This window comes from Roseixanthobacter psychrophilus (genome assembly GCF_043195195.1).
In the GTDB taxonomy this organism is placed as follows: Bacteria; Pseudomonadota; Alphaproteobacteria; order Rhizobiales; family Xanthobacteraceae; genus NCEH01.
Window position 1 is genome coordinate 1 of sequence record NZ_JBAFWT010000022.1, and the last position, 26,911, is coordinate 26,911.

The 26,911-nt window shown below is 64.1% G+C and carries 26 protein-coding genes, 3 tRNA genes and 1 riboswitch; of the genes, 11 read left to right on the forward strand and 18 right to left on the reverse strand.

The window, feature by feature from the left end:
- Positions 1-55 precede the first annotated feature (55 nt).
- From fusA to fumC, 8 genes are all read right to left on the reverse strand, one after another.
- On the reverse strand, positions 56-2,131 hold the full coding sequence (gene fusA / locus V5F77_RS18015) for an elongation factor G (RefSeq protein ID WP_429006722.1): 2,076 nt from the start codon (positions 2,129-2,131) through the stop codon (positions 56-58).
- Between the two features lie 18 nt (positions 2,132-2,149).
- Positions 2,150-2,620, reverse strand: a complete 471-nt coding sequence (gene rpsG, locus V5F77_RS18020; protein WP_429006723.1) for a 30S ribosomal protein S7 — start codon at positions 2,618-2,620, stop codon at positions 2,150-2,152.
- 17 nt (positions 2,621-2,637) lie between these two features.
- A complete protein-coding gene (rpsL, locus tag V5F77_RS18025) occupies positions 2,638-3,009 on the reverse strand; it encodes a 30S ribosomal protein S12 (RefSeq protein ID WP_012171083.1) in 372 nt (123 codons plus the stop codon).
- 471 nt (positions 3,010-3,480) lie between these two features.
- The gene (locus tag V5F77_RS18030) at positions 3,481-4,140 is read right to left on the reverse strand and encodes a TPM domain-containing protein (protein WP_429006724.1); all 660 of its coding nucleotides are present in this window, start codon (positions 4,138-4,140) and stop codon (positions 3,481-3,483) included.
- Position 4,141: 1 nt separating this feature from the next.
- Positions 4,142-4,948, reverse strand: coding sequence for a TPM domain-containing protein (locus V5F77_RS18035; protein ID WP_429006792.1), 807 nt, complete (start codon positions 4,946-4,948; stop codon positions 4,142-4,144).
- A gap of 26 nt (positions 4,949-4,974) precedes the next feature.
- Positions 4,975-5,586 carry a LemA family protein gene (locus V5F77_RS18040; RefSeq protein WP_429006725.1) on the reverse strand — a complete coding sequence of 204 codons (612 nt, stop codon included), beginning with the start codon at positions 5,584-5,586 and terminating at the stop codon, positions 4,975-4,977.
- Positions 5,587-5,690: 104 nt separating this feature from the next.
- Complete coding sequence (locus tag V5F77_RS18045) at positions 5,691-6,296, reverse strand: ParB-like protein (RefSeq protein ID WP_429006726.1); 606 nt, start codon at positions 6,294-6,296, stop codon at positions 5,691-5,693.
- A gap of 62 nt (positions 6,297-6,358) precedes the next feature.
- Positions 6,359-7,750, reverse strand: a complete 1,392-nt coding sequence (gene fumC, locus V5F77_RS18050) for a class II fumarate hydratase (protein ID WP_429006727.1) — start codon at positions 7,748-7,750, stop codon at positions 6,359-6,361.
- A 271-nt stretch (positions 7,751-8,021) separates the two neighbouring features.
- Here fumC and V5F77_RS18055 point away from each other — a divergent pair, with 271 nt between their 5' ends.
- The 6 genes from V5F77_RS18055 (at position 8,022) to V5F77_RS18080 (ending at position 12,599) form a co-directional block, all read left to right on the forward strand.
- A complete protein-coding gene (locus V5F77_RS18055) occupies positions 8,022-8,210 on the forward strand; it encodes a DUF4169 family protein (protein WP_429006728.1) in 189 nt (62 codons plus the stop codon).
- The gene (locus V5F77_RS18060) at positions 8,207-8,485 is read left to right on the forward strand and encodes a ribbon-helix-helix domain-containing protein (RefSeq protein ID WP_429006729.1); all 279 of its coding nucleotides are present in this window, start codon (positions 8,207-8,209) and stop codon (positions 8,483-8,485) included. The genes V5F77_RS18055 and V5F77_RS18060 overlap by 4 nt, the downstream gene beginning before the upstream one ends.
- 189 nt (positions 8,486-8,674) lie before the next feature.
- Positions 8,675-9,811, forward strand: a complete 1,137-nt coding sequence (gene hflK, locus V5F77_RS18065) for an FtsH protease activity modulator HflK (protein ID WP_429006730.1) — start codon at positions 8,675-8,677, stop codon at positions 9,809-9,811.
- On the forward strand, positions 9,808-10,749 hold the full coding sequence (gene hflC / locus V5F77_RS18070; RefSeq protein ID WP_429006731.1) for a protease modulator HflC: 942 nt from the start codon (positions 9,808-9,810) through the stop codon (positions 10,747-10,749). The genes hflK and hflC overlap by 4 nt, the downstream gene beginning before the upstream one ends.
- A 17-nt stretch (positions 10,750-10,766) precedes the next feature.
- Positions 10,767-10,952 carry a DUF2065 domain-containing protein gene (locus V5F77_RS18075; RefSeq protein WP_429006732.1) on the forward strand — a complete coding sequence of 62 codons (186 nt, stop codon included), beginning with the start codon at positions 10,767-10,769 and terminating at the stop codon, positions 10,950-10,952.
- Positions 10,953-11,075: 123 nt separating this feature from the next.
- Positions 11,076-12,599, forward strand: a complete 1,524-nt coding sequence (locus V5F77_RS18080) for a DegQ family serine endoprotease (protein WP_429006733.1) — start codon at positions 11,076-11,078, stop codon at positions 12,597-12,599.
- 62 nt (positions 12,600-12,661) lie between these two features.
- Here V5F77_RS18080 and serB read toward each other — a convergent pair whose 3' ends face one another.
- Positions 12,662-13,561 (reverse strand): phosphoserine phosphatase SerB, encoded by a 900-nt coding sequence (gene serB / locus V5F77_RS18085; protein ID WP_429006734.1) that lies wholly within the window; start codon positions 13,559-13,561, stop codon positions 12,662-12,664.
- A 21-nt stretch (positions 13,562-13,582) separates the two neighbouring features.
- Between serB and miaA the strand changes: the two genes are divergently transcribed.
- Positions 13,583-14,497, forward strand: a complete 915-nt coding sequence (gene miaA, locus V5F77_RS18090) for a tRNA (adenosine(37)-N6)-dimethylallyltransferase MiaA (protein WP_429006735.1) — start codon at positions 13,583-13,585, stop codon at positions 14,495-14,497.
- 2 nt (positions 14,498-14,499) lie between these two features.
- Here the strand turns inward: miaA and V5F77_RS18095 are convergent, their stop codons facing one another.
- The 3 genes from V5F77_RS18095 to V5F77_RS18105 all read right to left on the reverse strand — a co-directional run bounded on the left by V5F77_RS18095 (position 14,500) and on the right by V5F77_RS18105 (position 17,109).
- Positions 14,500-15,237, reverse strand: a complete 738-nt coding sequence (locus V5F77_RS18095) for a hypothetical protein (protein WP_429006736.1) — start codon at positions 15,235-15,237, stop codon at positions 14,500-14,502.
- 86 nt (positions 15,238-15,323) lie between these two features.
- The gene (locus tag V5F77_RS18100; RefSeq protein WP_429006737.1) at positions 15,324-16,226 is read right to left on the reverse strand and encodes a protein-methionine-sulfoxide reductase heme-binding subunit MsrQ; all 903 of its coding nucleotides are present in this window, start codon (positions 16,224-16,226) and stop codon (positions 15,324-15,326) included.
- Positions 16,227-16,314: 88 nt separating this feature from the next.
- The gene (locus V5F77_RS18105) at positions 16,315-17,109 is read right to left on the reverse strand and encodes a thymidylate synthase (protein ID WP_429006738.1); all 795 of its coding nucleotides are present in this window, start codon (positions 17,107-17,109) and stop codon (positions 16,315-16,317) included.
- Between the two features lie 177 nt (positions 17,110-17,286).
- A riboswitch (TPP riboswitch) is annotated at positions 17,287-17,421 on the forward strand.
- Positions 17,422-17,514: 93 nt separating this feature from the next.
- Here V5F77_RS18105 and thiC point away from each other — a divergent pair.
- Positions 17,515-19,368 (forward strand): phosphomethylpyrimidine synthase ThiC, encoded by a 1,854-nt coding sequence (thiC, locus tag V5F77_RS18110; RefSeq protein ID WP_429006739.1) that lies wholly within the window; start codon positions 17,515-17,517, stop codon positions 19,366-19,368.
- A gap of 67 nt (positions 19,369-19,435) precedes the next feature.
- On the opposite strand, the gene V5F77_RS18115 is transcribed toward thiC, so the two are convergent.
- Positions 19,436-19,810 carry a hypothetical protein gene (locus V5F77_RS18115; protein ID WP_429006740.1) on the reverse strand — a complete coding sequence of 125 codons (375 nt, stop codon included), beginning with the start codon at positions 19,808-19,810 and terminating at the stop codon, positions 19,436-19,438.
- 359 nt (positions 19,811-20,169) lie between these two features.
- On the opposite strand from V5F77_RS18115, the gene V5F77_RS18120 reads away from it, so the two are divergent.
- The 3 genes from V5F77_RS18120 (at position 20,170) to V5F77_RS18130 (ending at position 22,630) form a co-directional block, all read left to right on the forward strand.
- Positions 20,170-20,246 (forward strand) — tRNA-His (locus tag V5F77_RS18120).
- A gap of 129 nt (positions 20,247-20,375) precedes the next feature.
- Positions 20,376-21,479, forward strand: coding sequence for a 3'-5' exonuclease (locus tag V5F77_RS18125; RefSeq protein ID WP_429006741.1), 1,104 nt, complete (start codon positions 20,376-20,378; stop codon positions 21,477-21,479).
- Between the two features lie 71 nt (positions 21,480-21,550).
- A complete protein-coding gene (locus V5F77_RS18130) occupies positions 21,551-22,630 on the forward strand; it encodes an alpha-hydroxy acid oxidase (protein ID WP_429006742.1) in 1,080 nt (359 codons plus the stop codon).
- Positions 22,631-22,637: 7 nt separating this feature from the next.
- Here the strand turns inward: V5F77_RS18130 and V5F77_RS18135 are convergent, their stop codons facing one another.
- The 5 genes from V5F77_RS18135 to lon all read right to left on the reverse strand — a co-directional run bounded on the left by V5F77_RS18135 (position 22,638) and on the right by lon (position 26,805).
- A complete protein-coding gene (locus tag V5F77_RS18135; protein WP_429006743.1) occupies positions 22,638-22,874 on the reverse strand; it encodes a hypothetical protein in 237 nt (78 codons plus the stop codon).
- Positions 22,875-23,062: 188 nt separating this feature from the next.
- Positions 23,063-23,139, reverse strand: a tRNA-Asp gene (locus tag V5F77_RS18140).
- 336 nt (positions 23,140-23,475) lie between these two features.
- Positions 23,476-23,551, reverse strand: a tRNA-Val gene (locus V5F77_RS18145).
- A gap of 346 nt (positions 23,552-23,897) precedes the next feature.
- Complete coding sequence (locus tag V5F77_RS18150) at positions 23,898-24,176, reverse strand: HU family DNA-binding protein (RefSeq protein ID WP_348845029.1); 279 nt, start codon at positions 24,174-24,176, stop codon at positions 23,898-23,900.
- 211 nt (positions 24,177-24,387) lie between these two features.
- Positions 24,388-26,805 carry an endopeptidase La gene (lon, locus tag V5F77_RS18155; protein ID WP_429006744.1) on the reverse strand — a complete coding sequence of 806 codons (2,418 nt, stop codon included), beginning with the start codon at positions 26,803-26,805 and terminating at the stop codon, positions 24,388-24,390.
- Positions 26,806-26,911 lie beyond the last annotated feature (106 nt).

Genomic DNA, 26,911 nt, shown 5'->3' on the forward strand with positions numbered 1-26,911 from the left:
GGGACTCTCCGTTGGGTCTCTCTGGCGATTGCTCGATCAGGGTTCGTTATGGGGTTCAGGCGTACTTCGCCTGAACCTCCTGCGCGACATTCGACGGCACTTGTTCGTAGTGGTCGAACTGCATGGTGAAGGTTGCGCGGCCCTGACTGAAGGAACGCAGCGTGTTCACGTAGCCGAACATGTTGGCCAGCGGCACCATCGCATTGATGACGTTCGCATTGCCGCGCATGTCCTGGCCTTGGATCTGGCCACGGCGAGAATTCAGATCGCCGATTACCGAACCCGTATAGTCTTCAGGCGTCACCACCTCGACCTTCATGATCGGCTCCAGCAGCACCGAGCCACCCTTCTGAAGGGCTTCGCGGAACGCTGCACGGGAGGCGATTTCGAAGGCGAGCGCGGACGAGTCCACTTCATGATACGCGCCGTCGGTGAGCTGAACCTTGACGTCCACCACCGGGAAGTTCGCCAGTACGCCCGCTCCGAGCACGCTTTCGAGGCCCTTCTGGACGCCGGGGATATATTCCTTCGGCACCGCACCGCCGACGATCACGCTCTCGAAGCTGAAGCCCTTGCCCACTTCGTTCGGCTCGACGGTGAACTTCACCCGCGCAAACTGGCCGGTACCGCCGGTCTGCTTCTTGTGGGTGTAGTCAACATCGGTCTTCTTCGTGATGGTCTCGCGATAGGCCACCTGGGGGGCGCCGATATTGGCGTCCACCTTGTAGGTCCGGCGCAGGATGTCGACCTTGATGTCGAGGTGCAGTTCGCCCATGCCCTTGAGGATGGTCTGGCCGCTTTCGAAATCGGTCGACACGCGGAAGGAGGGATCCTCCGCCGCCAGCTTGGAGAGCGCGATGCCGAGCTTTTCCTGGTCCGCCTTGGACTTGGGCTCGATGGCGATCTCAATCACCGGCTCCGGGAATTCCATCTTCTCAAGGATCACCGGATTGACGGTGTCGCACAGCGTATCGCCGGTGCGCACATCCTTCAGACCCGCCAGCGCGACGATGTCACCGGCATAGGCTTCCTTGATGTCTTCGCGGTTGTTGGCATGCATCAGCAGCATCCGGCCGACACGCTCACGCTTGTCGCGGGTGGAGTTGAGCAGACCCATGCCGGTTTCGAGCTTGCCCGAATAGACGCGGCAGAAGGTGATGGTACCGACGAAGGGGTCGTCCATGATCTTGAACGCCAGGACCGACAGCGGGTCCGTATCGTTCGGCATACGTACCGTGTCTTCTTCGGTCTTGAAGTCGATACCCTTGATCGCCCCACGATCGATGGGGCTCGGCAGGAAGTCGACGACTGCGTCGAGCAGGGGCTGAACGCCCTTGTTCTTGAACGCCGAGCCGCAGAACACCGGGTTGAACTTACGGGTCACGACGGCCTTACGGATCAGCGACTTGAGAGTCGCTTCGTCCGGCTCAGTGCCGTCGAGGTAAGCTGCCATGGCGTCGTCGTCGAGCTCGACGGCGGCTTCCACCAGCTTGTTGCGATATTCGGCGGCCTTGTCGGCGAGATCCGCAGGGATCTCCTCGTCATGGAACTTCGCGCCCAGGGCTTCGTCTTCCCAAACCACCGCCTTCATGCGGACGAGGTCGATGATGCCCTTGAAATTGTTTTCGGATCCGATCGGCAGCTGGCAGCACACGGGGTTGCCGGCCACGCGGTCGATGATCATCTCGACGCAGCGGTAAAAGTCGGCGCCGGTCTTGTCCATCTTGTTGACGAACACGATGCGGGGCACGTTGTACTTGTCGGCTTGGCGCCAAACGGTTTCGGTCTGGGGCTCGACGCCCTGATTGCCGTCAAGCACGCACACCGCACCATCGAGCACACGCAGCGAACGCTCGACTTCGATGGTGAAGTCGACGTGGCCCGGGGTGTCGATGATGTTCAGGCGCTTGCCATTCCAGAAGGCGGTCGTCGCAGCAGAGGTGATCGTGATGCCACGCTCCTGCTCCTGCGTCATCCAATCCATGGTGGCAGCGCCATCATGGACTTCGCCGATCTTGTGGCTCTTGCCGGTGTAATAGAGAATCCGCTCGGTGGTCGTGGTCTTGCCGGCATCAATGTGGGCCATGATGCCGAAATTACGGTAGTCCTCGATGGCGTTAAGGCGCGGCATGACTGAGGTCCTCTCCGATCACCAGCGATAATGAGAGAAGGCACGGTTGGCTTCCGCCATCCGGTGCGTATCTTCACGCTTCTTAACCGCGTTGCCGCGATTGTTCGCGGCATCGAGCAATTCTGCGGAGAGCCGCTCGACCATGGTCTTCTCATTGCGGGCGCGGGCCGAGGCGATGAGCCAACGGATCGCCAGGGTCTGGCGACGCTCCACACGAACCTCGACGGGCACCTGGTAGGTGGCGCCGCCGACGCGGCGCGACCGCACTTCGACTGCAGGCGCGACGTTTTCCAACGCCGTGACGAACACCTCGACCGGATCGTGCTTGGCCTTGGACTCGACCACGTCGAGCGCGCCGTACACGATGCTTTCAGCAACCGACTTCTTGCCATCACGCATGACGGAATTCATGAAGCGGCTCAGCACGAGGTTACCGTACTTGGCGTCAGGAATGACTTCGCGGCGCTCGGCCTTATGACGACGAGACATAGCTCAAGCTCCCCTGATCACTTCGGCCGCTTCGCGCCGTACTTCGAACGGCGTTGCTTGCGGTTCTTCACGCCCTGGGTATCCAGGACGCCGCGGAGAATGTGGTAACGCACGCCGGGAAGATCCTTGACGCGGCCGCCGCGGATCATGACCACCGAGTGCTCCTGAAGGTTATGTCCCTCACCGGGGATGTAACCGATCACTTCGTAGCTGTTGGTCAGCCGCACTTTGGCGACCTTACGAAGCGCCGAGTTCGGCTTCTTCGGGGTCGTGGTGTAGACGCGGGTGCAAACGCCCCGCTTCTGCGGGCTCGACTGAAGAGCAGGAGCCTTGTCCCGCGCCTTCTGCGCTTCCCGCGGCTTCCGGATCAGCTGGTTGATCGTCGGCATGTACGCCTTCGCCTCGTCCTGACCTGCGGCTTTCGCCGCATCCATGAATTTTGCGACCCCCTCGGGGACCGCCACGATTTAACGGCCGAAGCCGCCACAAAACAGTTTTGACGCCGAAGGGCTCAAGGCCCCTCAGCGGCACCGCAAACGCCTAAGCTTGTAACGCTGAATCAACAGCGCCAGGCTTCGTTCGCGACAGAGGATCACGCCACTCCATCTCCTTGCGGAGATTGGCGCCGCGATCGTGCACCCTTGTCTCGCAGTGCTCTTCCAGGGAGCTTTTGGCTATTTGATCGAAGCGCACCGGATACCGGGAAAGCTGCTTCAATCGCTCAGACGCGAACGTCTGCCGTGGAAGTGGAGCGTGGTGTAGCCGCAGAGTCGCTCTGCGTCAAGGGCTCGCAAGCTTCATGACAGCTTTATTGCAAGCATTGGCGCATGTCCCGCACGGCAGGCCACGCGCGCGATACTTTATACGATCACGACCCGGTCCGAGAGTTCGTTTTGGTCGTGCGGATGGGCCGGCAAATGGGGCCCGAGGAGTTCTCCGGCGCGTTCAACGGCTGCCGCGAGCCCCTCGCCCAAGGCGCCCCGACCGGCCTTCTCGACCACCTCTCCGCAAAGGGAAATCCAAGCATCGCGAGGGATTGCGGCTTGTACCCCCTCATCCGCAACCAGCTCCACCAGCCGATCATGCGGTGCCACGAAGATGAGGAGCCCGTTGCGGGCCATCGTCTGGTGGATGCCATGCGCATGGAACAGGTGAAGAGCGGTCGCCCTGGCGGTTCCGCGCTTCGCCGCCAGGGGCACGAGGCGTGAGCCAAGCGGTTTCCAGGTCAGCAGCAGGCTCAGCAGGATGAAGCATCCCGCCTGCGTGGCCAGCACCGTCACGGGCCGCAGGGAGGCGAACGCAATGATTCCCCAGGGAAGAATCAGCGACGCCAGCGCAGCCCAGAGAATCCGGTACAGCGCCGGATGAACCAGAGGGGCCGACGCAACCGCGACGCGAATCTCGGCAGAGGTTCGCCGCTCCGCACTGGCAATGGCTTCGGTGACCAGGGCCAGTTCGGCGGCGTCGAGGCCGCACGGCCCTCGTCCCGCTGTCCTCGGCGTCGAATCTGCCTGGTTCATCTCACCATCCTCCCGAGGCGCCGCCGCCGCCGGACGATCCCCCGCCGCCGGAGAATCCGCCCCCGCCGCCACCCGAGCCACCACCCCACCCGCCGGAGATCGGGCCCGGCACGAACACGCCGCGCCGGCGCCCACCCATTCCGCGACCGCCGCCCGATCCGCGCGAGACGAAATAGATGAAAAGCAGAACCATGATTACGAAGATCACGATCTGGATCCAGTCGTCCTCGCTCAGTCCGGCCTGGGGCGCCGCCCCACGGGCACGCGCCCTCGCCTCCTCCGGATCAAGGTTGAGAATCTCGAGAATCGCGTCCGCGCCAGCGACGATTCCAGCCGGCATGTTCCCGGCCCGGAACGGGGGGACGATTGCGGTCCGAATGATGGTGCTCGCGACCGCGTCTGTCAGGATGCCCTCCAACCCATACCCGACCTCGATGCGAACCTTGCGTTCCGCGGGGGCGACCAGCAGCAGCACGCCATTGTTCTTGCGGGCCTGCCCGATCTTCCAGAAACGGAACAGGCGGTTCGCATAATCCTCGATCTCCGTGCCCTGGAGCGATGGCACGGTGGCGACGACGAACTGGTCCGTCACCTTGGCCTCCTGCGCCGCGAGCTTGGCGTCGAGGTCTTGGACGGTCGCGGCATCGAGGATGCCGGCAGCGTCCACGACGCGGCCGGTGAGTGGGGGAAAGGTGAGTTCAGCCCACGCCGTCCCTGCCATGGCCAGCAGAACCACGCACAGCGCCAGGCCCGCCAGGATACGCCTCACCGAGGGTGGGGCGTCCGCCAAGGCCGAGTTCCATTTCATGCCCATGACGCTGCGCCCAGCCGGCGTCAGTTGAATTTCACTTTGGGCACCTGCATCTGCTGCTCGGAAATCGTGAAGGTCTCCATGGGCTTGTTCGCACGATACAGCGTGGCCGCCCAGATCGAGCCGGGGAAGGTCCGCAGCTCGGTATTATAGACGCGGACCGCCTCGATATAATCGCGGCGCGCCACAGCGATGCGGTTCTCGGTGCCCTCGATCTGCGACTGGAGCGCCAGGAAGTTCTGGTTCGACTTCAAGTCCGGATAGGCTTCCGATATGGCGATCAGCCGGCCCAGCGCACCGGAGAGCTGCGCCTGGGCGTCCTGAAACTGCTTGAACTGGGCGGGATCGGTAATGGTGGAGGCATCCACGCGGATCGAGGTGGCCTTGGCACGCGCCTCCACCACCGAAGTCAGGACATCCTTCTCCTGCGCCGCATATCCCTTCACCGTCTCCACGAGATTGGGGATGAGGTCGGAGCGGCGCTGATATTGGTTGAGCACTTCGCTCCAGGCCGCCTTGGCGCGCTCTTCCTCGGTCGGAATGGCGTTTACGCCGCAGCCGGCCAGTACAAGGGCCACCAGCAGCATCAGGGAGGGGATCTTCACGCGATCGGCGGTGGCGCGGATGCAGGACATGGAATGGCTCCTCGGACGGATCAGCGGTTGAGGCGATCTTGGGACACTTTAATCCATGCGGCATCGTCGACGTGCTGCATGGCCGGGTGGCATCTTCGCTCGCGCTATTTTCCCTTGCCCATATAGCCGGGAAGGTCCTGCGCCTCTTCGAGCAGCGCCAGCTTGAGGGCGAGGTTCTCGGCCAGATCCAGGCTGGTCTCGATGAGACGCTTGCTCATGAAGGTGCGAAAATACTCGCCCCACATGAATTCCTTGAAGGGGGTGTCGTCATCGTCGCGAAAAGCGGTTCCGCGCACCCCGCGGGCGAGGGTCCGCCAGGGATTGTCGGTGAGGTCGCGCACATGATGGGGGATGCGCACATAGGGCCGCCGGTTTCCGTCGGCATCGATGGGCCAACACATCCCGGCGCGATCCATGGCGGGCCAGAACGCGTCAACGTCCATGTGTGACCAATCGAGTGTCGCCGAGAGGTCCTGGGTCACTGTGGTGCGGCCGCACAGCAGCAGCGCCCGGCACAAATGATGATGGTCGATCATATAGAGGCGGCCCCCGGGGCCGATGACACAGGGGACCGGCCGCTTGCGGATGAGCTCTTCCAGGTCGTCCGGGTCGAGGCCGGCCATGCGCTTGGCGCGGCGCGCGACCTCGGACATGCCCAAGGTCAGTTGCGTCGGATGCAGATCGTCAATCGCAACGGTCCGATTGCCCATGGTTGCCCCTTCTCCGCAGCGGGTCGCGCAGGGCGCGGCCCGCGTTTTTGTCGAAACCCGGCTCAGCCCGGCGAGATCATCTGCTCGGGCCGCACCACGGCGTCGAACTCCTCGTTGGTGACATAGCCCCCGCCAACGGCCTCCTCGCGCAAGGTGGTGCCGTTCTTGTGCGCGGTCTTGGCGATCTTGGCCGCATTATCATAGCCGATCTTCGGGGCCAGGGCGGTGACCAGCATCAAAGACCGCTCAAGCGCCGCCTTGATATTGTCCTCGCGGGGCACGATGCCGACCACGCAATGCTCGGTGAACGAGTTGGCCGCATCGGCCATCAGCCGTACCGACTGCAGGAAGTTGTAGGCCATCACAGGATTGTAAACGTTCAGTTCGAAATGGCCCTGGCTGCCGGCGAAAGTGAGCGCGGCATTGTTGCCGAAGATCTGCACGCACACCTGGGTCATGGCCTCGCACTGCGTGGGATTGACCTTGCCCGGCATGATCGACGAGCCCGGCTCGTTCTCCGGCAGCGACAGCTCGCCGAGACCCGAACGCGGACCGGAGCCGAGCAGGCGGATGTCGTTGGCGATCTTGAACAGGGCCGCAGCCGCCGAATTGATGGCTCCGTGGGAGAACACCATGGCGTCGTGCGCCGCTAGGGCCTCGAACTTGTTCGGCGCACTGGTGAACGGCAATCCGGTAATTTCGGCGATCTGTTCCGCCACCTTTTCCGCAAAGCCGACCGGCGCATTGAGGCCGGTGCCGACCGCGGTGCCGCCCTGGGCGAGCTGCATCAGCCCCGGCAAGGTGGATTCGAGCCGCGCGATCGCGTTGCCGACCTGTTGCGCATAGCCGGAAAATTCCTGCCCAAGCGTAAGCGGCGTCGCGTCCTGAGTGTGGGTGCGTCCGATCTTGATGATCGAGGACCATGCCTTCGCCTTGGCGTCCAGGGCCGCGTGCAGCGTGCTGAGGGCCGGCAGCAGGCGATGCACGATCTCTTCGGCGCATGCCACATGCATGGCGGTGGGATAGGTGTCGTTGGACGACTGGCTCATGTTGACGTGGTCGTTGGGGTGGACCGGCTTCTTGGAGCCGCGTTCACCCCCGAGGATTTCGATCGCCCGGTTCGAGATGACCTCGTTGGCATTCATGTTGGACTGAGTGCCTGAGCCGGTCTGCCAAACCACCAGGGGAAAGTGATCGTCGAGCTTTCCCTCGATCACTTCCTGCGCCGCCTGGATGATCGCGGCGCCGAGCGCCGGATCGAGCCGGCCAAGTCCCATGTTGGTCTCGGCCGCCGCACGCTTGACGATGCCGAGGGCGCGCACGATCGGTAGCGGCTGGCGCTCCCAGCCGATCTTGAAATTACCCAGAGAGCGTTGCGCTTGCGCGCCCCAATAGCGGTCGGCCGGCACCTCGATGGGGCCGAAAGTGTCTGTTTCGGTACGGGTCGCTGTCATGATGAGGGGTCCCCTGTCGCCAATATCTGGGAGCGACGTGGCTTCTAGCACAGCATTTCACCCCGCCGAGCCCGCAACGATGGTAAAATAGTTACAGGGCGGTAGCAGGGGAGGGCCGATCTGGTATAATTTGCCATAGGTTCGCCGTGTATCAGGTGCGAACTCGCCTGATCGAGCTATCGAGCGGAACGACACGGTGTGTGTCTTGCGCGTGAGGCTTGAAGAGCTCGGCTCGGTTTGGGGGGAACCACGCCGCTTGTCGAGGCTTGAAGTGAGCAAGATCGTGAATCTTCGGCGCGTGCGAAAAGATCGTGCGCGTAGTGAGGCGCAAGCTGAGGCCGCCGAGAACCGAATTCGGTTCGGACGCACCAAGGCTGAGCGGGAAGCTGAAGCCGCGAAGAAGCGGGATGAAGCCTTGCGCCTGGAGGGTCACCTGCTCACGAAGAGGGAAAACACATGAAAAGCCCCGTGGTCAAAAGATCCATCGTGATCGCCGGTCATAAAACCAGTGTCAGCCTTGAGGATGCCTTCTGGGATGCCCTGAAGGAAATCGCGAGCGGCAGGCGTCTGACGTTATCCGACCTCGTCGCAACCATTGATTCGTCGCGCACCCAGGGCAATCTTTCTTCCGCCATCCGTCTTTTTGTCCTGGATTATTACCGCGGTCATGCGGCACCCAGTCGCGTTCAGAATGCAGGCGACCGCACCGGAGCTGTCGGAACTCCCGTTGCGTAAGATCGATAGGCTCCCTATCTGACCCTATTGTGAAGCACGCGCTGCGTTGAAACGTGGCGCGTGCCTTTCTATAACCCGATGCCGGTCGGCTGGTACCCGCTCGCCCTTGTTGCGAGTCGTTGGAGCTTCGACGCGGGCGGTTTCGATTGTGATGGACCGCCTATGAGGCGCTCCAACAGGAGACGGCGTATGTCGTGGAAGAATCAGGGCGGTGGCCCATGGGGAAGCGGGCCGCGCGGTCCCTGGGGTACGGGACCGTCCTCTTCGGGACCAACGCCAACGGATATTGAGGACCTGATCCGGCGCGGTCAGGACCGCCTCAAGAACATGTTGCCGGGTTCCATGGGAACGAAGGGCGCCATTCTTATTGTCGCCCTCGTGGTGGCTGGCTGGCTGCTCTCGGGCTTTTACCGGGTCGAGCCCGACGAGCAAGGCGTCGTGCTGCGCTTTGGCCGGTTCGTCGAGATCACCCAACCGGGCCTGAATTACCATCTGCCCTATCCGATCGAGACCGTGGTGACGCCCAAGGTGACACGCGTGAACCGCCTCGACATCGGCATGCGTCTGACCGACGACCCTCGCCGCAGCAGCACCGTGATGCGCGACGTTCCCGAGGAGAGCCTGATGCTCACCGGCGACGAAAACATCGTGGATGTGGATTTCGCTGTGTTCTGGGTCATCAGCAACGCTGAGAAGTACCTGTTCAACGTGCAGAACCCCGAAGGCACCATCAAGGCGGTGGCGGAAAGCGCCATGCGCGAGGTCATCGGCCGCACCAATATCCAGCCGATCCTCACCGGCGCCCGCCAGACCATCGAGCAGGACGTGCACGACCTCATGCAGCGCACCCTCGACAGCTATGGCGCGGGTGTGCAGATCACCCAGGTGCAGATGCAGAAGGTGGATCCGCCCTCCCAGGTCATCGATTCCTTCCGCGACGTCCAGGCCGCCCGCGCCGATGCCGAGCGCGCCCAGAACGAAGCCCAGACCTATGCCAACCGCGTCCTCCCCGAGGCGCGCGGACAGGCAGCGCAGATCGACAACGCCGCTCAGGCCTATCGCGAGCGCACCGTGGTGGAAGCACGCGGCCAAGCCGACCGCTTCCTCAGCATTTATGAGCAATATGTGAAGGCGAAGGACGTGACTCGCCAGCGCATGTATTTCGAAACCATGGAGCGCGTGCTCGGCGGAATGGACAAGGTGCTGGTGGAGCAGAACGCCACCTCACGCGACTCCGGCGTGGTCCCGGTGTTGCCGCTCGGCGACATCGGACGCAGATCGACGGCGCCCCAGGGCACCACCCAGCCCCAAGGAGCCGCCCGATGAAAAATCCCGTTCTCGGCGGCGTCCTCGCCGTCATCGCGGCGCTGGTGCTGATCGGCCTCTATTCCTCGGCCTTCATCGTCAACCAGACCCAGCAAGCGCTGGTGTTGCGCCTGGGCGATCCGCTGACGCCCATCACCAGTCCCGGGCTTCACTGGAAGATCCCGTTCATCGACAGCGTGGTCTATCTGGACAAGCGAATCCTGGACCTTGAAAATCCGTCCCAGGAAGTGATCGCCTCTGACCAGAAGCGCCTGGTGGTGGATGCGTTCGCGCGCTACCGCATCTCCGATCCGCTGCGCTTCTATCAGGCGGTGGGCACGATCGAGGGAGCCAACTCGCGGCTCGCGACCATCCTCAACTCGTCGCTGCGCCGCGTGCTGGGAGAAAGCACCTTCACCCGTGTCGTGCGCGACGAGCGCGAAGGGCTGATGCGACGCATCGCCGAGCAGGTGAATCGCGAAGCCTCCAACTTCGGCATCACCGTCGTCGACGTGCGCATCCGCCGCGCCGACTTGCCGGAAGCGAACAGTCAGGCGGTGTTCCAGCGCATGCAGACGGAGCGTCAGCGCGAAGCGGCCGAAATCCGGGCGCAGGGTGCGGAAGCCGCCCAGCGGCTGCGCTCGCGCGCCGAGCGGGAGGCAACCATCGTGGTGGCGGAGGCGACGTCGCGTGGCGAGCAGCTGCGCGGTCAAGGCGATGCTGAGCGCAATGCCATTTTCGCCGATGCGTTCGGGCGCGACCCGGACTTCTTCGCCTTCTATCGCTCGATGCAGGCGTATGAAGCGAGCCTCAAGCCCGGCGACACCCGCCTGCTGATAAGCCCGGATTCAAGCTTCTTCCGCTATTTCGTCGATCCGTTCGGCAATGGCGGAAAGCCTGTGCCTGCACCCGTCGCCGGCGCGACCGCCGCCCCGGCGCAACCCGCGCCCGCGCGCTGATCGCGGCGCGGGGGTCGATGCGCGATCTGGTTGCCGCCCTTGGTCTGGTCCTCGTCATCGAGGGCCTCTGCCTCGCCGCCTTCCCGGCGGCGTGGCGCAGCGCGATAAAGGCCGTATTGCAGGCGCCCGAAGCGCCCGTGCGCATCGCGGGGCTGGTCGCGGGCGCGGTCGGTGTCCTCATCGTCTGGCTGGTACGGGGATAAACTCCGCGGCATAGACGGGCAGGCGTCGCGTTTCCGCCGCATTGGCAGGCGAGGCCTTAGTTCCTTTAGGTCGCATGCGGCCTTTGCCTGGGTTTTCCGTTCGCCCTGTCCCAAGGAGAGGCCATGTTCGCCCGCTTCATGTCCGCTCGCTTCCTATCCGCGCGTTTTTCGCCCGCGCTCAAGATGCCGCTGCTCGCCTTCGCGATGAGCCTGCCGCTGGCCTTCACGGTGCCTGCACTGGCTGCATCCGGCAAAGGCCCTGATAGCGTCGCCGACGTGGCTGCAAAGGTCATGGATGCGGTGGTGAACATCTCCACCTCGCAGAACGTGGCGCCCTCGCGCAGCGTAACGACCCCACAATTGCCGCCAGGATCGCCGTTTGAGGATTTCTTCGACGAATTCTTCAAGCGCCGCCAGCAGCAGGACGGAGAGAACGGTGACGGACGTGAAAACGGCCGCTCGCGCAAGGTATCGTCGCTCGGCTCGGGCTTCGTCATCGATCCCTCCGGCCTGATCGTGACCAACAACCACGTCATCGCCGACGCCGACGAGATCTATGCCAATTTCAACGATGGCTCGAAGTTGAAGGCGGAGTTGGTTGGCCGGGACACCAAGACCGACCTCGCGCTCCTGCGGGTGAAGCCCGAAAAGCCGTTGACATTCGTTAAGTTTGGCGATTCCGACAAGATGCGGGTCGGTGACTGGGTGATGGCCATCGGCAATCCGTTCGGCCTCGGCGGCACGCTGACGGTCGGCGTGGTGTCCGCGCGAAACCGCAACATCAATGCCGGGCCTTACGACAATTTCCTGCAGACCGACGCGGCCATCAACCGCGGCAATTCCGGCGGGCCGCTGTTCAACATGGACGGCGAAGTAATCGGCATCAATACGGCGATCATCTCCCCCTCCGGCGGCTCCATCGGCATCGGCTTCGCCGTCCCCTCCTCCACTGCCACGCCTGTGATCGCCCAGCTCGAGCAGTTCAAGGAAGTCCGGCGCGGCTGGATCGGCGTGCGCATCCAGACGGTCACTGACGAGATCGCCGAGACCCTTGGCCTTGGCAAATCGCGCGGCGCGCTGGTGGGCGGCGTCAGCGACGGCGGCCCGGCCGCCAAGGCCGGCCTCAAGGCCGGCGACGTGGTGATCCGCTTCGACGGCAAGGACGTCAAGGAGATGCGTGACCTGCCCCGGATCGTCGCCGATACGGCGGTCGACAAGGACGTGGACGTGGTGGTCCTGCGCAAGGGCAAGGAAGAGACCTTGCGCCTGAAGATCGCGCGTATGCCGGACGACGAGAAGGCGGCGGCTGCGGCCTCCAAGCCCCCCGGCGACATGGCAAAGCCGGAGGCAAAGAAAGCGCTCGGCCTGGAGCTGGCACCCATGAGCGATGAGCTGCGCAAGCGCTTCAAGATCAAGGACACGGTCAAGGGCGTGGTGATCCTGAACGTGGACCGCAACTCGCCCGCTTCGGAAAAGGGCCTGAAGCCCGGTCAGGTCCTGGTGGAAGTGGCCCAGGAGACCGTGTCCAGTCCGGAAGATGTGCAAAAGCGCGTGGACGGGCTCAAGAAGGACGGCAAGAAATCGGTGCTCCTGCTGGTTTCGGACTCCGACGGCCAAGTGCAGTTCCAGGCCATTCCCTTGAACTGAACGCTCTCCCGCAAAAACACAAAGGCCCGGCAATGCCGGGCCTTTTTTATCCCGACGCACGATCAGGGATGACGGATCTCTTCCGCCGAATAGCCCTGGAGATAGAGCAGCGCGGTGAGATCCCCATGGTCGATGCGGGCGTGTGCGGCCTGCGCGACCTTGGGCTTGGCATGGAACGCCACCCCGAGACCGGCTTCGCCGAGCATGCCAAGATCGTTCGCCCCGTCGCCCACCGCCAGGGTTTCGGACGGAGACAGATGCAGCCGGTCGCGCAATTCGATGAGGGCCGCGGTTTTGGCGTCGCGCCCGAGGATGGGCTCCTCGACCAGCCCGGCGAACGCATCTGCCTCAATCACCAGGCGATTCGCCCGGTTCTCGTCGAAACCGAGCAGGCCGGCGACCGCCTCGGTGAACAAGGTGAAGCCGCCCGACACCAGCGCAGTATAGGCGCCGTTGGCTTTCATCGTGGCCACCAGCTCTGCGCCGCCGGGTGTCAACGAGATGCGGCTGCTCAGCACGTCGTCCACCACACGGGTGGCGAGACCCTTGAGCAGGGCGACGCGCTCGCGCAGCGCCGGTTCGAAGGCGATTTCGCCACGCATGGCCCGCTCGGTAATCTCGGCGACATAGGCCTTGATGCCGATGACATCGGCAAGCTCGTCGATGCATTCCTGCCCGATCATGGTGGAATCCATGTCGGCAATGAACAGCCGCTTGCGCCTTGCCGCGGCAAGCTGCACCACCACATCCACCGGCGCACCGGAAAGCACTGCCCGCAGTTCGTCCGCGAGAGCATGAGCATCGGCGCCGAGTTCAGGGTCGAAGGGGATGTCCACGGCCACGCCAGGGGCCAGGATCCGCTCCTCCTCCGCACCGGGCAACACGGCGCGCGCCGCATGGACGAGGTCGCGCGTTAAGTCCGCGTGAGCAGGATTTGCGATAAGTGTCGCGACATACACCATGGTCTATCCAATGAGGAAAGCTTGAAATCGTCCGCGGTGCTCATCGCAGGTCCCACAGCGAGCGGCAAGTCCGCGGTCGCGCTTGCCCTTGCTGAACGCATGGGCGGAACCGTGATCAATGCTGATTCCATGCAGGTTTACGGCGATCTGCGCATTCTCACCGCGCGCCCCAGCCCCGAGGAGGAAGCAAGGGTCACCCATCGGCTCTACGGCCATGTGGATGCGGCCGACGATTATTCCGTCGGTCACTGGCTCGCCGAAGCCACACAAGCCATCGCGACCGCCCGGGCCGATGGACGGCTGCCCATCGTCATCGGCGGAACCGGCCTCTATTTTCGCGCACTGACAGAGGGACTGGCCGCAATTCCGGCAATCCCGCCGCAGGTGAGGGCAGCAATCCGGGCGGCCGCCGAGGGCGAGGCCGCACCGGTCCTGCACAGCCGCCTTGCAACCCTCGACCCCGAAACCGCGTTCCGCCTCGCCCCCAACGACCGGCAGAGAATTCTGCGCGCTCTCGAAGTGTTCGAGGCAACGGGTCGCTCGCTCAGCGCCTGGCAGCGCACCGCCCAGGCCCCAGTGCTCCCCCCAGACGGCCTGGTGCGGCTGGTCCTGCATCTCGACCGCGAGACGCTGCGGCGCCAGATCGACCGCCGGTTCGATGAGATGATCGAACGCGGCGGCCTTTCGGAAGTTGAGTTGCTCGCGGCCCGCGTTCTGGCCCCGGAACGACCCTTGCTCAAGGCCTGCGGTGTCCCACCGCTGATGCGCCATCTGGCGGGCGAACTCGATCGCGCCGAGGCGATTGCGGAGGGCCGGAATGATACCAGGCGCTATGCGAAGCGTCAGGAAACCTGGTTCCGCCATCAGATGCCGGATTGGCCCCGCGCCGACCCGCAGCAAGCCTTGGCGCGACTGGAGCAGGCCCTCGCGGCATAGGACTACGCCGGTGCGAGGCGTCGGCTCGCGGGCACTGCGCCCCCGGCAAGACGGATCCAGGCGGCGGCCACCGCCAGCAACAGGAAGCCGATGGGCCCATGCGGGCTTGCATGGGAGAGCTGGATCTCCCAGCCGAACGCCACCAGCAGAACCAGCGCCGGCCAGGGCGCGCGGCGCGTGAGGTGCAGCGCGAGAGCCACGCTCACAGCGGCCAGCAGGATCATCCAGGAACCCGTCAGGCTGATGAGGGACCCAACACCGCCGACCCAAGGGTCGACCCAATCGGCATTGAGCAACGCGATTGCCCCCTGCTCCTGCTCCGGCGTCAGGGTTCCGGCCGCGCGCATGGCCTCGATGTTCAGCATGCTGCGGCCGAGCCCGATGCCGCCGATGGAATCGAGCGCCGTGTAGCAGATCAGGAATACGAAGGTGGCGACGCGCGACACCCAGGCCAGGATGCAGGACATCCCCTCTTCCATCCCCTCTACCGCCATCCAGAGCCCGATCGACACCAGCCCCAGCATGGGAAGCTGGATCATGTGCATGGTGAACCACCAGGTCGGTCCGAAATAGCCCAGCGCCCAATGGCGGGGATCGTAGGGCTGGGAGGTGCAGAGATAGGCATACATGCCCGGGCTTTGCGTGAAACCGGCCGGGTGGAACAGTTCCATCCCGGCGAGGACCAGGGGCGCCATGCACAGGCAGATCCACCACAGCGCGCGCTTGATCGTTGCGTTCATCACCCGCCCCCGAAGCGTTCACGCGGTTACAATCCACCGCCTGGCTAACTTAGCCGATCACCGTCTACGCCGGAACGGGCGCGGCCTCAGCCGGCGAGGCTCGAGCGGGATGCCGTGGCGGCCGCGGGCGAGGCCTTCGCAGCCGATCCTTTGCCGCGCGCGGCCTTTGCAGGTGGGAAGAAGACCTGCCGCACACCGGCTGCCGCCGCCACGGCAAGGCCCGTGGCGAGCACCCACAGGGCTGGGCTCACCCCATATTGCGGCTGGAGATTGGCCATCGCCACCAGCCAGGGGTCGATGCCCGTGAACAGCCCGTAGAAGGCGACCTCCCCGAGCGCGGTCAGTATCGCGCTCACCCCTGCCAGGACCGCGAAAAGCATTGGTCCCACACGGTTTGTGAGGTGGAAAATGATGCGATACACGAACAGGAGGATAAGCAGGCCGCCCATGATCATCGCTTGCGTGACGTCCAGCTTCGACTGGATGATGAAATGGGCAACCGCGAGAATGGCGACGGCATAGACGCTGGCGTGCAAGGCATTCCAGCGCTTTGCGCCCATGCGGCGGATGATTCGGTCGAACGAGGTTGCGCCCAGCGCCAGCAGCAGCGCGACCGCCACGGCGCCGATGGTGAGATAGAAACGCAGGATGATCTCGCGCGCCGCCGCAGAGACGCTATAGCCTTGATCCACAACGAACAAACCGAGATGCAATGCGGCGTAAAACAAAGCCGCGAGGCCGATGTTTCGCCGGGCGAGAACCAGTTTCGGCCAGTGGAACAGCCGCCGCACCGGGGTTACGGCAAGGCTCAGGAGGAGGAACCGGATCGCCCACAGGCCGGTGAAATTAATCGCCGCCGCCACCGGACGCCCGCCAAGATCGCCCGCAAGCGCACGGCCCGCCAACCAGAGCACCGGCACCGCCGCGCCAAGAAGAGTCAGCGTCAGTTCCGGGCTGAACTTGCCATTGCGTTCGTGAAACAGGGGCATGGGTCCGCTCTCTCGTGATCACTCAAGATATGCGGACCTCGGCGCCAAAGTTACGACGTAGCGTTACACAAGCCCGTGACAGCGGACATCAGACGGCGACGGGCGCCTTTATGCCAGGATGAGGATTATAATCCTCGATCAACACATCCTCATAGCGGAATGCGAAGATATCGCGGATCTCCGGGTTCAGCACCAGACGCGGCAAAGGCCGAAGGGGGCGGGAAAGTTGCTCGTGGACCTGGTCCATATGATTGGAATAGAGGTGCGCATCGCCGAGCGTATGGACGAAATCGCCAGCCTTCAGGCCCGTCACTTGCGCCACCATGGCGGTGAGCAGGGCATAGGACGCAATATTGAAAGGAACGCCTAGAAACACGTCCGCGGAGCGCTGATAGAGCTGGCACGAAAGCTTGCCATCCGCCACGTAGAACTGGAACAGGCAGTGGCACGGCGGCAGCGCCATCTTCGGAACATCGGCCGGGTTCCAGGCGGTTACGATCAGGCGGCGGGAATCCGGAGTGCGTTTTATATCGGACACCACTTGGGCGATCTGGTCGATCACCCCGCCTTCGGGGGTCGGCCAGGAGCGCCACTGATGACCATAGACGGGGCCGAGATCGCCGTTCGCGTCCGCCCATTCGTCCCAGATGGAAACGCCGTTTTCCTTGAGATATCTGATGTTTGTATCGCCCGCCAGGAACCACAGAAGCTCGTGGACGATGGATTTGAGGTGCAGTTTCTTGGTGGTGACCAAGGGAAACCCTTGGGCCAGATCGAAGCGCATCTGATGGCCGAACACGGAGAGCGTGCCGGTGCCGGTGCGGTCTTCCTTGCGGGCGCCTTCAGCGAGAATGCGCAGAAGAAGGTCGTGATACTGGCGCATCTCTCCGCTTCTCCGTGGGTGTTCCGCATTGTTCCGTCAGATTTAGGCACTCATTCGTCAAATGTCATGCCGACTGCGCCAAGTCGGTGCGACCCACGCACACAAATACGTGTTGCGTCGCAGCATCTGCCGCGTGCGTCGCAGCGTTGACATGGATCAATCGGCTGCCCACTGTGGACGTATTCCAAGGGGAGCCCCGCGAGGGGGCTGAGAGATCGCCTTCCGGCTCGGTCGTCACGACCACCGGCGCCGCGATGACCCTTCGAACCTGATCCGGGTCATGCCGGCGAAGGGATCGGAATAGGCCTCCGCCACGATTCGCCTGCGAATCCCAATCGGAGCCACCCGTCTCCTAAGCTCGAATTCCCGGATCTCATTTGAAGCGCGAGCTTGAAGGAGATCCGTATGCTCGACGAAGCCTCCACCTCATCCCTGAAGGTGACGACAGGCCCCCTGCTCCAGTCCAGCAAGGTGTTCATCCCCGCCGATCGTCCCGACGTGCAGGTGGCGATGCGGGAGATCAGCCTCTCCGATCCGGCCGAACGTCCGGTCCGCGTCTATGACACCTCCGGCCCCTATACCGACCCCGCCGCCCTGATCGATTTGACCAAAGGCCTCGCGGAGCTGCGCCGCAGTTGGGTGCTGGAACGCGGCGATGTCGAGGAAGTGGAAGGGCGCGCGCAGAAGCCGGAAGACGATGGCCTGAAGCCGGGCCAGACCAGCCACCTGCCCGCCTTCGACCGCACCGGCAGGAAGCCCCTGAAGGCCAAGCCCGGCAAGCGTCCGACCCAGATGGCCTATGCCCGCGCCGGCATCATCACCGCCGAAATGGAATATGTGGCCGCCCGCGAAAATCTCGCGCGGGCCAATGGCGGCGCCCACCCGCACCACAAGGCCATGGGCCTCGGCTCGGCCATTCCCACCGACATCACCGCGGAATTCGTGCGCGAGGAAGTGGCGCGCGGCCGCGCCATCATCCCCAACAACATCAACCATCTCGAAACCGAGCCGATGGCCATCGGCCGGAACTTCCTGGTGAAGATCAATGCCAATATCGGCAATTCCGCCGTCACCTCGGGGGTTGCCGAGGAGGTGGACAAGCTGGTGTGGGCGATCCGCTGGGGCGGCGACACGGTGATGGACCTGTCCACCGGCAAGAACATCCACACCATCCGCGAATGGATCATCCGCAATGCCCCGGTCCCCATCGGCACGGTGCCCATCTACCAGGCGCTGGAGAAGGTGAATGGCGTCGCCGAGGACCTCACATGGGAGATCTTCCGCGACACGGTGATCGAGCAGGCCGAGCAGGGCGTGGACTATATGACCGTCCACGCCGGCGTGCGCCTCGCCTATGTGCCGCTGACCGCCAACCGCGTCACCGGCATCGTCTCGCGTGGCGGCTCCATCATGGCCAAATGGTGCCTCGCGCACCACAAGGAGAGCTTCCTCTACGAGCATTTCGAAGAATTGTGCGAGATCCTCGCCCAATACGACGTCGCCTTCTCGCTCGGCGATGGTCTGCGCCCCGGCTCCATCGCCGACGCCAATGACGCCGCTCAGTTCGCCGAGTTGGAGACGCTGGGCGAACTCACCGAAATCGCCTGGAAGCATGATGTTCAGGTGATGATCGAGGGCCCCGGCCATGTGCCGCTGCACCTCATCCGCGAGAATGTGGAAAAGCAGCTTAAGGTCTGCCACGAGGCGCCCTTCTATACGTTAGGCCCGTTGGTGACGGACATTTCGCCCGGCTATGACCACATCTCCTCGGCCATCGGCGCGGCCATGATCGGCTGGTTTGGCACCGCCATGCTCTGCTACGTGACGCCGAAGGAGCATCTCGGCCTGCCCAATCGGGACGATGTGAAGACCGGCGTGATCTCCTACAAGATCGCTGCCCATGCGGCCGATCTTGCAAAAGGCCACCCGGCCGCGCGCATCCGCGACGATGCGCTCTCCCGGGCCCGCTTCTCGTTCCGCTGGCGCGACCAGTTCGCGCTCTCCCTGGACCCGGAGACGGCGGAATCCTTTCACGATGAAACCTTGCCGGCGGAAGGCGCCAAGGTGGCGCATTTCTGCTCCATGTGCGGGCCGAAATTCTGCTCCATGAAAATCAGCCAGGAGCTGAAGATCGAAGCCGGTGATATCGCCCGGGCAGAAGCCGAGGCCGGCATGGAGGAGATGTCGAAGAAGTTCCGCGACGGCGGCGGCAAGATCTACGCGCCCGCCCCCGATGTGGCCGAGCCGCCCTCGGCCTGATCTCGCGGCCCAAACAACAAAGCCCCGCCCTTTGGGGGGCGGGGCTCAAAACGCAGCCGACGGTGGCTCAATCGAACGTGGCGCTTGTGGTATCCGATTTGCGATTATAACGAATCGTAATCTTGGACACGCTGCACAAATCGATATTCTGCCACACCGCGGTCGAATCATCGTCGTCATAGACCACTTTCAGGTCCCATTTGCAGGCGCTCGTCTTGCGATTAAACTTGATTGTCCAAGTATCGCCGTCTTCCAGAAGGTCCTTGCCGAGAACGTCCTCTTCCCAGTCATCGGACTTCACGGGCGAGACATAGACGTGGCTGATGTCATAGCCGGTTTTGTTCACAAGCACGAAATCCTGTTTTCCTGCCGCATGCGCGGGTGCAGCGATCATCAGCAGACAGGACAAAGCAAACCAGAGACTGGTAAACGTGTATTTCATTACCTCCCCCCATAATTCCCCCGATCGGGTAGATTTTGTTTAAGTTTTTATTTCCCGCCGTCAATCGTGACGCTTTGTCGTATGAAAAATCCTGGACATCGCCAGCCAAGCTCAAGCTAGCACGCGCCGCCGCGACGCGCATGATCGCCGGCGGATTCCGTTCCGCACGGGATTCCGTTCCGCACGCGGAGGCGGCAGGCCCGGATGCGGCCTGTGCGGAAGATGCGCCGAGCCGTCGGCTTTCCGGCGGCAGGAAAGCGTAAAACGGCGCTGGACAATCCACGCTGCCCCCTTGAAATGCCGAAACGTCCCGAGTAGGTTCCGCTCTCTCTTCAGTGCCCCTGGCGCACAGAAGGTTCGCAGGTGTAGCTCAGTTGGTTAGAGCGCCGGTCTGTGGCACCGGAGGTCGGTGGTTCGAGCCCACCCACCTGTACCATTATCATTCCCCACACTCTCCGCGCCTTCCACCCCGCGACGCAAAGTCCGGCGTGTGAGCTGTGTGCCGAACGATCTGGACAATCTGTGATTGCCGACCCCATGATTTCGTCAAAACGGCTGGGGGCACATGCCACATCAACGCATCATCGTACTCGACACCGAAACCACGGGTGTCCTGCCTTACGACAAACTCATCGCCCTCGCCGCGATCCGCTTCGACCGCGGAACCTATGTGGATCACGTCTACCGCGTCTACGACCCGCGCAAGGATTCCCATCCCGGCGCACAGGCGGTCCACGGCTGGGATGATTGGCTTCTGCGCTTCCAGCCCCTGTTCGCGGAGGAAGCGGACGAGGTTCGGGACTGGCTCGATTGGGCTGACTGCCTGGTCATGCACAACGCCGTTTTCGACATGCATTATGTCGCGCGCGAGCTGAGAAAGGCAGAGCGGAGCCCCATAGAAAAGCGGGTCTTCTGCACCATGCAGGCGGCTCAGGGGCACTGGCCCGGCCACTCGGCCAAGCTTTCGTCCTGCGTCAGCCGGCTCGGCCTTGGATCGCAAGCCGAGCAGCATGATGCGTTCCAGGATGCCTTCCTGACGGCACAGCTCTATTTCCATATGAAGCGCGCTGCTGTTCCCTCTTGGATGCAGCCGTGGCCGGCGCCCACCAATCTCCTGCCCGCGCCGCCCCGGCCGCCGTCGCCCCTGCCCCGCCGCTCGCCCAAGAAAGTGGGCTGGCGCGCCAAGCCGGCCGCAGCCCCAATCCCGGCACCGCCGGCCGGCGGTGGCCTGCACCGGTCGGTGCGCGGTGCCGTGGAGCGGGCGCGCGATGGTCAAAAGCTCATCCGTTTTGTCGCCGCCAGGGCCGAGGTGCCGCGAGATGTCCAATGGGCCGCCATTGACGCCTATTCGGCCCATGTGGCGGGGGTCCTGCGACAGTCCTTCGACGAGGCCCTGCGCCATGCGCTGCGGGAGAGCGCCATGGCCCTGACGGGCAGCCAGAACGGGGCCACCACCGCCTCCAGGCGCCTTGCGGCCAACCGGAAGGAAATGTCCGTCGTGCTGCCGCTCCTGATGGGAATGATCAAGCGGGACGGCCGCCTGACGGAAGCGGAAGAGCGGGCCATGCGCCATATTTTCGAGGTGATCCGTGCGGCCGGTCCTGCTCCGGGGGGCGACGCGGACGGCCCCGGCACCACGGCCTCGGCATCGCTCCACCAGGACACGTGAGGCGATGAAACCGCCCGCCTCTTCAACTCGCCCCCGCGCACCGGGCGCGAGGCTGGTGTAAGAAACGGGGCATGGATTTTTCATCCCCCGCCGTCGCCCTCGCCGATTATGAAGCACGCGCCGAACAGCGCATGAGCGAGAGCGTGCGCGCCTATGTGAATGGCGGGGCGGCTGATGAAATCTCGCTGCGGGAAAATCGCGCCGCCTTCGCTCGCCTGAAGCTTCAGAACAGCGTGCTCGCGGACCTTTCCGGCGCCAATACCCGCCTCTCCCTGCTGGGGCTCACACTGGAGCATCCGATCCTACTGGCGCCAGTGGCATATCACCGGCTGGTGCATCCCGAAGGCGAGATCGCGACCGTCATGGGCGCGGGCGCGGCGAAGGCCCTGACCATCGTCAGCACTCAGGCCAGCGAAAGCCTGGAACACATCGCGGCGGCGGCGGCGGGGCCGCTCTGGTTCCAGCTCTATATCCAGCACGATCGCGGGTTCACGGCCGATCTCGCGGCCCGGGCCAAAGCGGCCGGCTATCGCGCCCTGGTGGTGACCGCCGACGCTCCCGCAAGCCTGCGCAACCGCGAGCAACGCGCGGGCTTCCGCCTGCCGCCTGGCATCGAGGCGGTGAACCTACGCGGCATGCGCGCCGGGCCGCCCGCATCGGCCGAAATCGGCCAAAGCCCGCTGTTCTCCGGCTTCCTCGACGGCGCAGCCACCTGGCGCGATCTGGATTGGCTCGCCGGTCTCACTGATTTGCCGATCGTCGTGAAGGGCATCCTCAACCCGGCAGACGCCCGCCGCGCCGCGCAGGCCGGCATGGCGGCGGTCATCGTCTCCAATCATGGCGGCCGCGCGCTCGATACCGTGCCCGCCACCATCGAGGCCCTGCCCCGTATCGCCGAGGCCGTGGCTGGCGCCGTGCCGCTGCTGCTGGATGGCGGGGTGCGACGCGGCACCGATGTCCTGAAGGCGCTGGCGCTCGGGGCAAGCGCTGTGCTGATCGGCCGGCCCTATATTCACGCGCTGGCGGTGGCGGGCGCGGCGGGGGTGGCGCACGCGATCCATCTGCTGCGGGCGGAACTTGAAGTCGCCATGGCCCTCACCGGCCGCTCAAGCCTGGCGCAGATCGATTCCGGCGTGCTCTGGCGGGCATGAGCGCGTCTCACCCGGGCCGACGGGGCGGCATCGGGCGCCGGGCGAAGCCGGCCGAGGTCATGAGGCTCATGTCCCGCTCCAGCATCGCATAGGCCACCAGCAGCGCGCGGATGGTGGCGCGCGCATCACCGTCGCAGGCCGCGACGGCGGCGTCGATATCCGGCTCGCTCACATCGAAATCGGCGGGATCGGCGGTCCGGGACTCGGCCGGCTTGGGCTGTGAGGACTTCGGTTCGCGCGGCATGGGGCACCTCTTAGATCGAGGCACAGGATTCCATAAGAACAAAAAGAGAACAAGATGAGTCTTGGGCCGCGTGCGTACGACGGGCGCAGGAGCATGGCCGCGCGACACGACGCCCGACCGCGTCCATGGAACGCTCGCCCCGCGCTTTATAGCGCGAGTAAAGTTCGTATCAGTGGTTTTGGAATGAATGGCGGGAGTGACGGGGCTCGAACCCGCGACCTCCGGCGTGACAGGCCGGCGCTCTAACCAACTGAGCTACACCCCCCGAGCGACGCTGCCTTCGTGGCGGCGCGTCGAGATGGCGGGTGATAAGGCGCGGCCCCGACCAAGTCAAGCGAAGCGCCCGCATTTTTGGCCAGCCTGTGCAAAACTCTCCGCCGCGCGCGGGCGAGGGGCGGCGCCCTCACGCAACAGGCACCGGCAGAGTGCTGAAGCCCGAGCCACAGGGAAACCCCAGGCGAGGGGCGTGAGCCCGGCGCGGTGCGGGCAAAGAGCAGGCAAGGCGGGGGAACGCTTCGAAATGGCGAATCGCGCCGTGTCGGCCGCGCAGGGGCCCCGAGGGGACTGGAGTACAGACCGGCGAGAGGAACCGGCGGAAGGGTGGTGGGCGGTGACGGGCTCGAACCGCCGACCCTCTCGGTGTAAACGAGATGCTCTACCAACTGAGCTAACCGCCCATCCCAAGGAATGTCGCATTCCAGCGCCGTAGCGCGGATCATTCCTCGACGCGCGGGGCCGAAGTCCCCTTGCATGTCGATCGCCGCCTGACCCTGGGCACTGGCGACCGCGGGAAAGCTTTAAGCGCCCTGTGTTCGGGGCGCAAGCCGGGCGCGGCCGGTCCCCAAGGCGTTTTAGATCCACATGCGGAAAGCCGCGCCATCAGGGCCGCGTTGCGCGGCCTCTGACGGCGCGACGGCTTCCGATCTGCGGGAGATGCCCGCACCAGCCCACACGGGCCGGCAAGCGACCCGGGGGGCGCTTCTTGCGTCGTTGCGACGAAGCAGCACCCCCACGGGTGGAGGATCAGCCGTTCACGGCTTCCTTCAGGCCCTTGCCGGGCGTGAACTTCGGAGCCTTGGAGGCCTTGATCTTCACCGGCTTGCCGGTGCGGGGGTTACGTCCTTCGCGCGCCGCGCGGCTCACCACCGAGAAGCTGCCGAAGCCGATGAGCTTCACTTCTTCGCCCTTCTGGAGCGCCTGGGCGATGATGTCGAACGTCGCGTCCACCGCGGCCGCCGCAGCCGCCTTCGTCAGCTTGGCCTCGTCGGCCACCGCGGCGATCAGTTCGTTCTTGGTGGTCATGTGACCGTTCCTTCCGTTGTTGTCTTCGAATCGTGGGACGCATGCGCCCGCAGCGATGGGCGGGAAGCTTTACGGAAAATGCGGCTTTTGCAAGCGCGATCCTCCACAAACCCGCATCAATGCACGATTTCTCGCATTCCGTGCCGCAAAAAGAAAGAGGCGGCACCCTTTCGGGGCCGCCTCTCACCATGACTTAAGCCTTTGAATTTGCTCAGTGAGCCACCACGCCAGCCGCATCTTCGTCGGGCACGGCCGCCGTGATTGGACGTTCCGTCCATTCAATGGGTTCCGGCTTGCGAACCAGCGCATTCTTGAGCACTTCGTCCATGCGAGACACCGGGATGATCTCCATGGCGTTCTTCACATTGGCCGGAATGTCCGCCAGGTCCTTCGCATTTTCCTCAGGGATGAGGACGGTCTTGATGCCGCCGCGCAGGGCGGCCAGCAGCTTTTCCTTCAGCCCGCCGATGGGCAGGACACGGCCGCGCAGGGTGATTTCACCCGTCATGGCCACGTCGCGCCGCACCGGAATGCCGGTGAGCACCGAGACGATGGTGGTCGCCATGGCGACGCCGGCGGACGGACCATCCTTCGGGGTCGCCCCTTCGGGCACGTGGACATGGATGTCCCGGCGCTCGAACAAGGGCGGCTCGATGCCGAAATCAACCGCCCGCGAGCGGACGTAGGACGCCGCCGCAGAGATGGATTCCTTCATCACGTCCCGCAGGTTTCCCGTCACCGTCATCTTGCCCTTGCCGGGCATCATGACGCCTTCGATGGTCAGCAGCTCGCCGCCCACCTCAGTCCACGCGAGGCCCGTCACCAAGCCGACCTGATCCTCGCCCTCGATCTCGCCATAGCGGAAGCGCGGCGCACCGAGGAAGTCCTCGAGGTTCTTGGCCGTGACCTTCACGGACTTGCGCTTGGACATCACCAGCTCCTTCACGGCCTTGCGGGCCAGTGTGGAGAGCTCGCGCTCCAGGTTGCGCACGCCCGCCTCGCGGGTGTAGCGGCGGATCAGCAGCATCAGGGCGCCATCGTCGATGGCGAATTCCTTCGGCTGCAGACCGTGCTTCGTGATCGCATTCGGGATCAGGTGCTTGCGCGAAATCTCCGCCTTCTCGTCCTCGGTGTATCCGGCGATGCGGATCACCTCCATCCGGTCCAGCAGCGCCGGCGGGATGTTGAGGGTGTTGGCGGTGGTCACGAACATCACGTTGGAGAGGTCGTAGTCGACCTCCAGGTAATGATCGTTGAACGTCGCGTTCTGCTCCGGATCCAGCACCTCAAGCAAGGCCGAGGAGGGATCGCCGCGGAAGTCCGCGCCCATCTTGTCGATTTCGTCGAGCAGGAAGAGCGGGTTGGACTTCTTCGCCTTGCGCATGGACTGCACGATCTTGCCGGGCATGGAGCCGATATAGGTCCGCCGGTGACCGCGAATCTCCGCCTCGTCACGCACGCCGCCGAGGGAGACACGCACGAACTCGCGGCCCGTCGCCTTGGCGATGGACTTGCCCAGCGAGGTCTTGCCGACGCCCGGAGGGCCGACGAGGCACAGGATGGAACCCGAGAGCTTGTTGGCACGGCTCTGCACGGCGAGATACTCGACGATCCGCTCCTTGACCTTGTCGAGGCCGTAATGATCGGCATCGAGGATCGACTGGGCGAACGGCAGGTCCTTCTTGACCTTGCTCTTGATCCCCCACGGGATCGACAGCAGCCAGTCCAGATAATTGCGCACCACGGTGGCTTCCGCCGACATGGGCGACATCTGGCGCAGCTTCTTCAGCTCATGGGTCGCCTTTTCACGGGCTTCCTTGGAGAGCTTGGTCTTCTTGATGCGGTCTTCCAGCTCCTGAAGGTCGTCGCGGCCGTCCTCGTCGCCGAGTTCCTTCTGGATCGCCTTCATCTGCTCGTTGAGATAATACTCGCGCTGGGTCTTCTCCATCTGGCGCTTCACCCGCGTGCGGATGCGCTTCTCCACCTGGAGCACGGAGATTTCACTCTCCATCAGCCCGAGCACCTTCTCCAGGCGCTCGGCGACCTTGATGGTCTCCAGAACGCCCTGCTTCTCGGGGATCTTCACCGCGAGATGAGAGGCGATGGTGTCGGCGAGCTTGGAATGGTCGTCGATCTGACCGACGACGCCGACCACCTCGGGCGACACCTTCTTGTTGAGCTTCACATAATTCTCGAACTCATTGACCACCGAGCGGGCAAGGGCCTCGCCCTCGACGCGGTCGCCGATCTCGTCGTCGAGCGTGATCGCCTCGGCCTCATAGAGGTCGGCGCGATCGGTATATTTGACCACCTGCGCACGGGTGATGCCTTCCACCAGCACCTTCACGGTACCGTCGGGCAGCTTCAGCAATTGAAGCACTGTCGCGAGCGTGCCGACAGTGTAGATCGCGTCGGTCGCCGGATCGTCGTCGGAGGCGTTCTCCTGGGTCGCCAGGAGAATATAGGTGTCGCCGCGCATCACCTCCTCGAGGGCGCGAATGGACTTCTCGCGGCCGACGAACAGGGGAACGATCATATGGGGGAAAACAACAATATCCCGAAGCGGAAGCACCGGGAACGTCTGAGAGACGCCGGCAACGAGCGCGGGGCGCGGCTTTTGGCTCGTCATGACCCAATCCTTTCTTGTGACGCCGGCACAGACGGACGCCTGTCCGCCTGCGTAGCGCAGCCGGGACGGGAGCGGGATTTCAATGCTGGAGCGGGCAAAGCAGAAG

Bases quoted from the DNA above. Each gene is read 5' to 3' on its own strand.
- fusA (WP_429006722.1), bottom strand. From the start codon at position 2,131: ATGCCGCGCCTTAACGCCATCGAGGACTACCGTAATTTCGGCATCATG.
- rpsG (WP_429006723.1), bottom strand. From the start codon at position 2,620: ATGTCTCGTCGTCATAAGGCCGAGCGCCGCGAAGTCATTCCTGACGCC.
- rpsL (WP_012171083.1), bottom strand. From the start codon at position 3,009: ATGCCGACGATCAACCAGCTGATCCGGAAGCCGCGGGAAGCGCAGAAG.
- V5F77_RS18030 (WP_429006724.1), bottom strand. From the start codon at position 4,140: ATGAACCAGGCAGATTCGACGCCGAGGACAGCGGGACGAGGGCCGTGC.
- V5F77_RS18035 (WP_429006792.1), bottom strand. From the start codon at position 4,948: ATGAAATGGAACTCGGCCTTGGCGGACGCCCCACCCTCGGTGAGGCGT.
- V5F77_RS18040 (WP_429006725.1), bottom strand. From the start codon at position 5,586: ATGTCCTGCATCCGCGCCACCGCCGATCGCGTGAAGATCCCCTCCCTG.
- V5F77_RS18045 (WP_429006726.1), bottom strand. From the start codon at position 6,296: ATGGGCAATCGGACCGTTGCGATTGACGATCTGCATCCGACGCAACTG.
- fumC (WP_429006727.1), bottom strand. From the start codon at position 7,750: ATGACAGCGACCCGTACCGAAACAGACACTTTCGGCCCCATCGAGGTG.
- V5F77_RS18060 (WP_429006729.1), top strand. From the start codon at position 8,207: ATGAAAAGCCCCGTGGTCAAAAGATCCATCGTGATCGCCGGTCATAAA.
- hflK (WP_429006730.1), top strand. From the start codon at position 8,675: ATGTCGTGGAAGAATCAGGGCGGTGGCCCATGGGGAAGCGGGCCGCGC.
- hflC (WP_429006731.1), top strand. From the start codon at position 9,808: ATGAAAAATCCCGTTCTCGGCGGCGTCCTCGCCGTCATCGCGGCGCTG.
- V5F77_RS18075 (WP_429006732.1), top strand. From the start codon at position 10,767: ATGCGCGATCTGGTTGCCGCCCTTGGTCTGGTCCTCGTCATCGAGGGC.
- V5F77_RS18080 (WP_429006733.1), top strand. From the start codon at position 11,076: ATGTTCGCCCGCTTCATGTCCGCTCGCTTCCTATCCGCGCGTTTTTCG.
- serB (WP_429006734.1), bottom strand. From the start codon at position 13,561: ATGGTGTATGTCGCGACACTTATCGCAAATCCTGCTCACGCGGACTTA.
- V5F77_RS18095 (WP_429006736.1), bottom strand. From the start codon at position 15,237: ATGAACGCAACGATCAAGCGCGCGCTGTGGTGGATCTGCCTGTGCATG.
- V5F77_RS18100 (WP_429006737.1), bottom strand. From the start codon at position 16,226: ATGCCCCTGTTTCACGAACGCAATGGCAAGTTCAGCCCGGAACTGACG.
- V5F77_RS18105 (WP_429006738.1), bottom strand. From the start codon at position 17,109: ATGCGCCAGTATCACGACCTTCTTCTGCGCATTCTCGCTGAAGGCGCC.
- thiC (WP_429006739.1), top strand. From the start codon at position 17,515: ATGCTCGACGAAGCCTCCACCTCATCCCTGAAGGTGACGACAGGCCCC.
- V5F77_RS18115 (WP_429006740.1), bottom strand. From the start codon at position 19,810: ATGAAATACACGTTTACCAGTCTCTGGTTTGCTTTGTCCTGTCTGCTG.
- V5F77_RS18125 (WP_429006741.1), top strand. From the start codon at position 20,376: ATGCCACATCAACGCATCATCGTACTCGACACCGAAACCACGGGTGTC.
- V5F77_RS18130 (WP_429006742.1), top strand. From the start codon at position 21,551: ATGGATTTTTCATCCCCCGCCGTCGCCCTCGCCGATTATGAAGCACGC.
- V5F77_RS18135 (WP_429006743.1), bottom strand. From the start codon at position 22,874: ATGCCGCGCGAACCGAAGTCCTCACAGCCCAAGCCGGCCGAGTCCCGG.
- V5F77_RS18150 (WP_348845029.1), bottom strand. From the start codon at position 24,176: ATGACCACCAAGAACGAACTGATCGCCGCGGTGGCCGACGAGGCCAAG.
- lon (WP_429006744.1), bottom strand. From the start codon at position 26,805: ATGACGAGCCAAAAGCCGCGCCCCGCGCTCGTTGCCGGCGTCTCTCAG.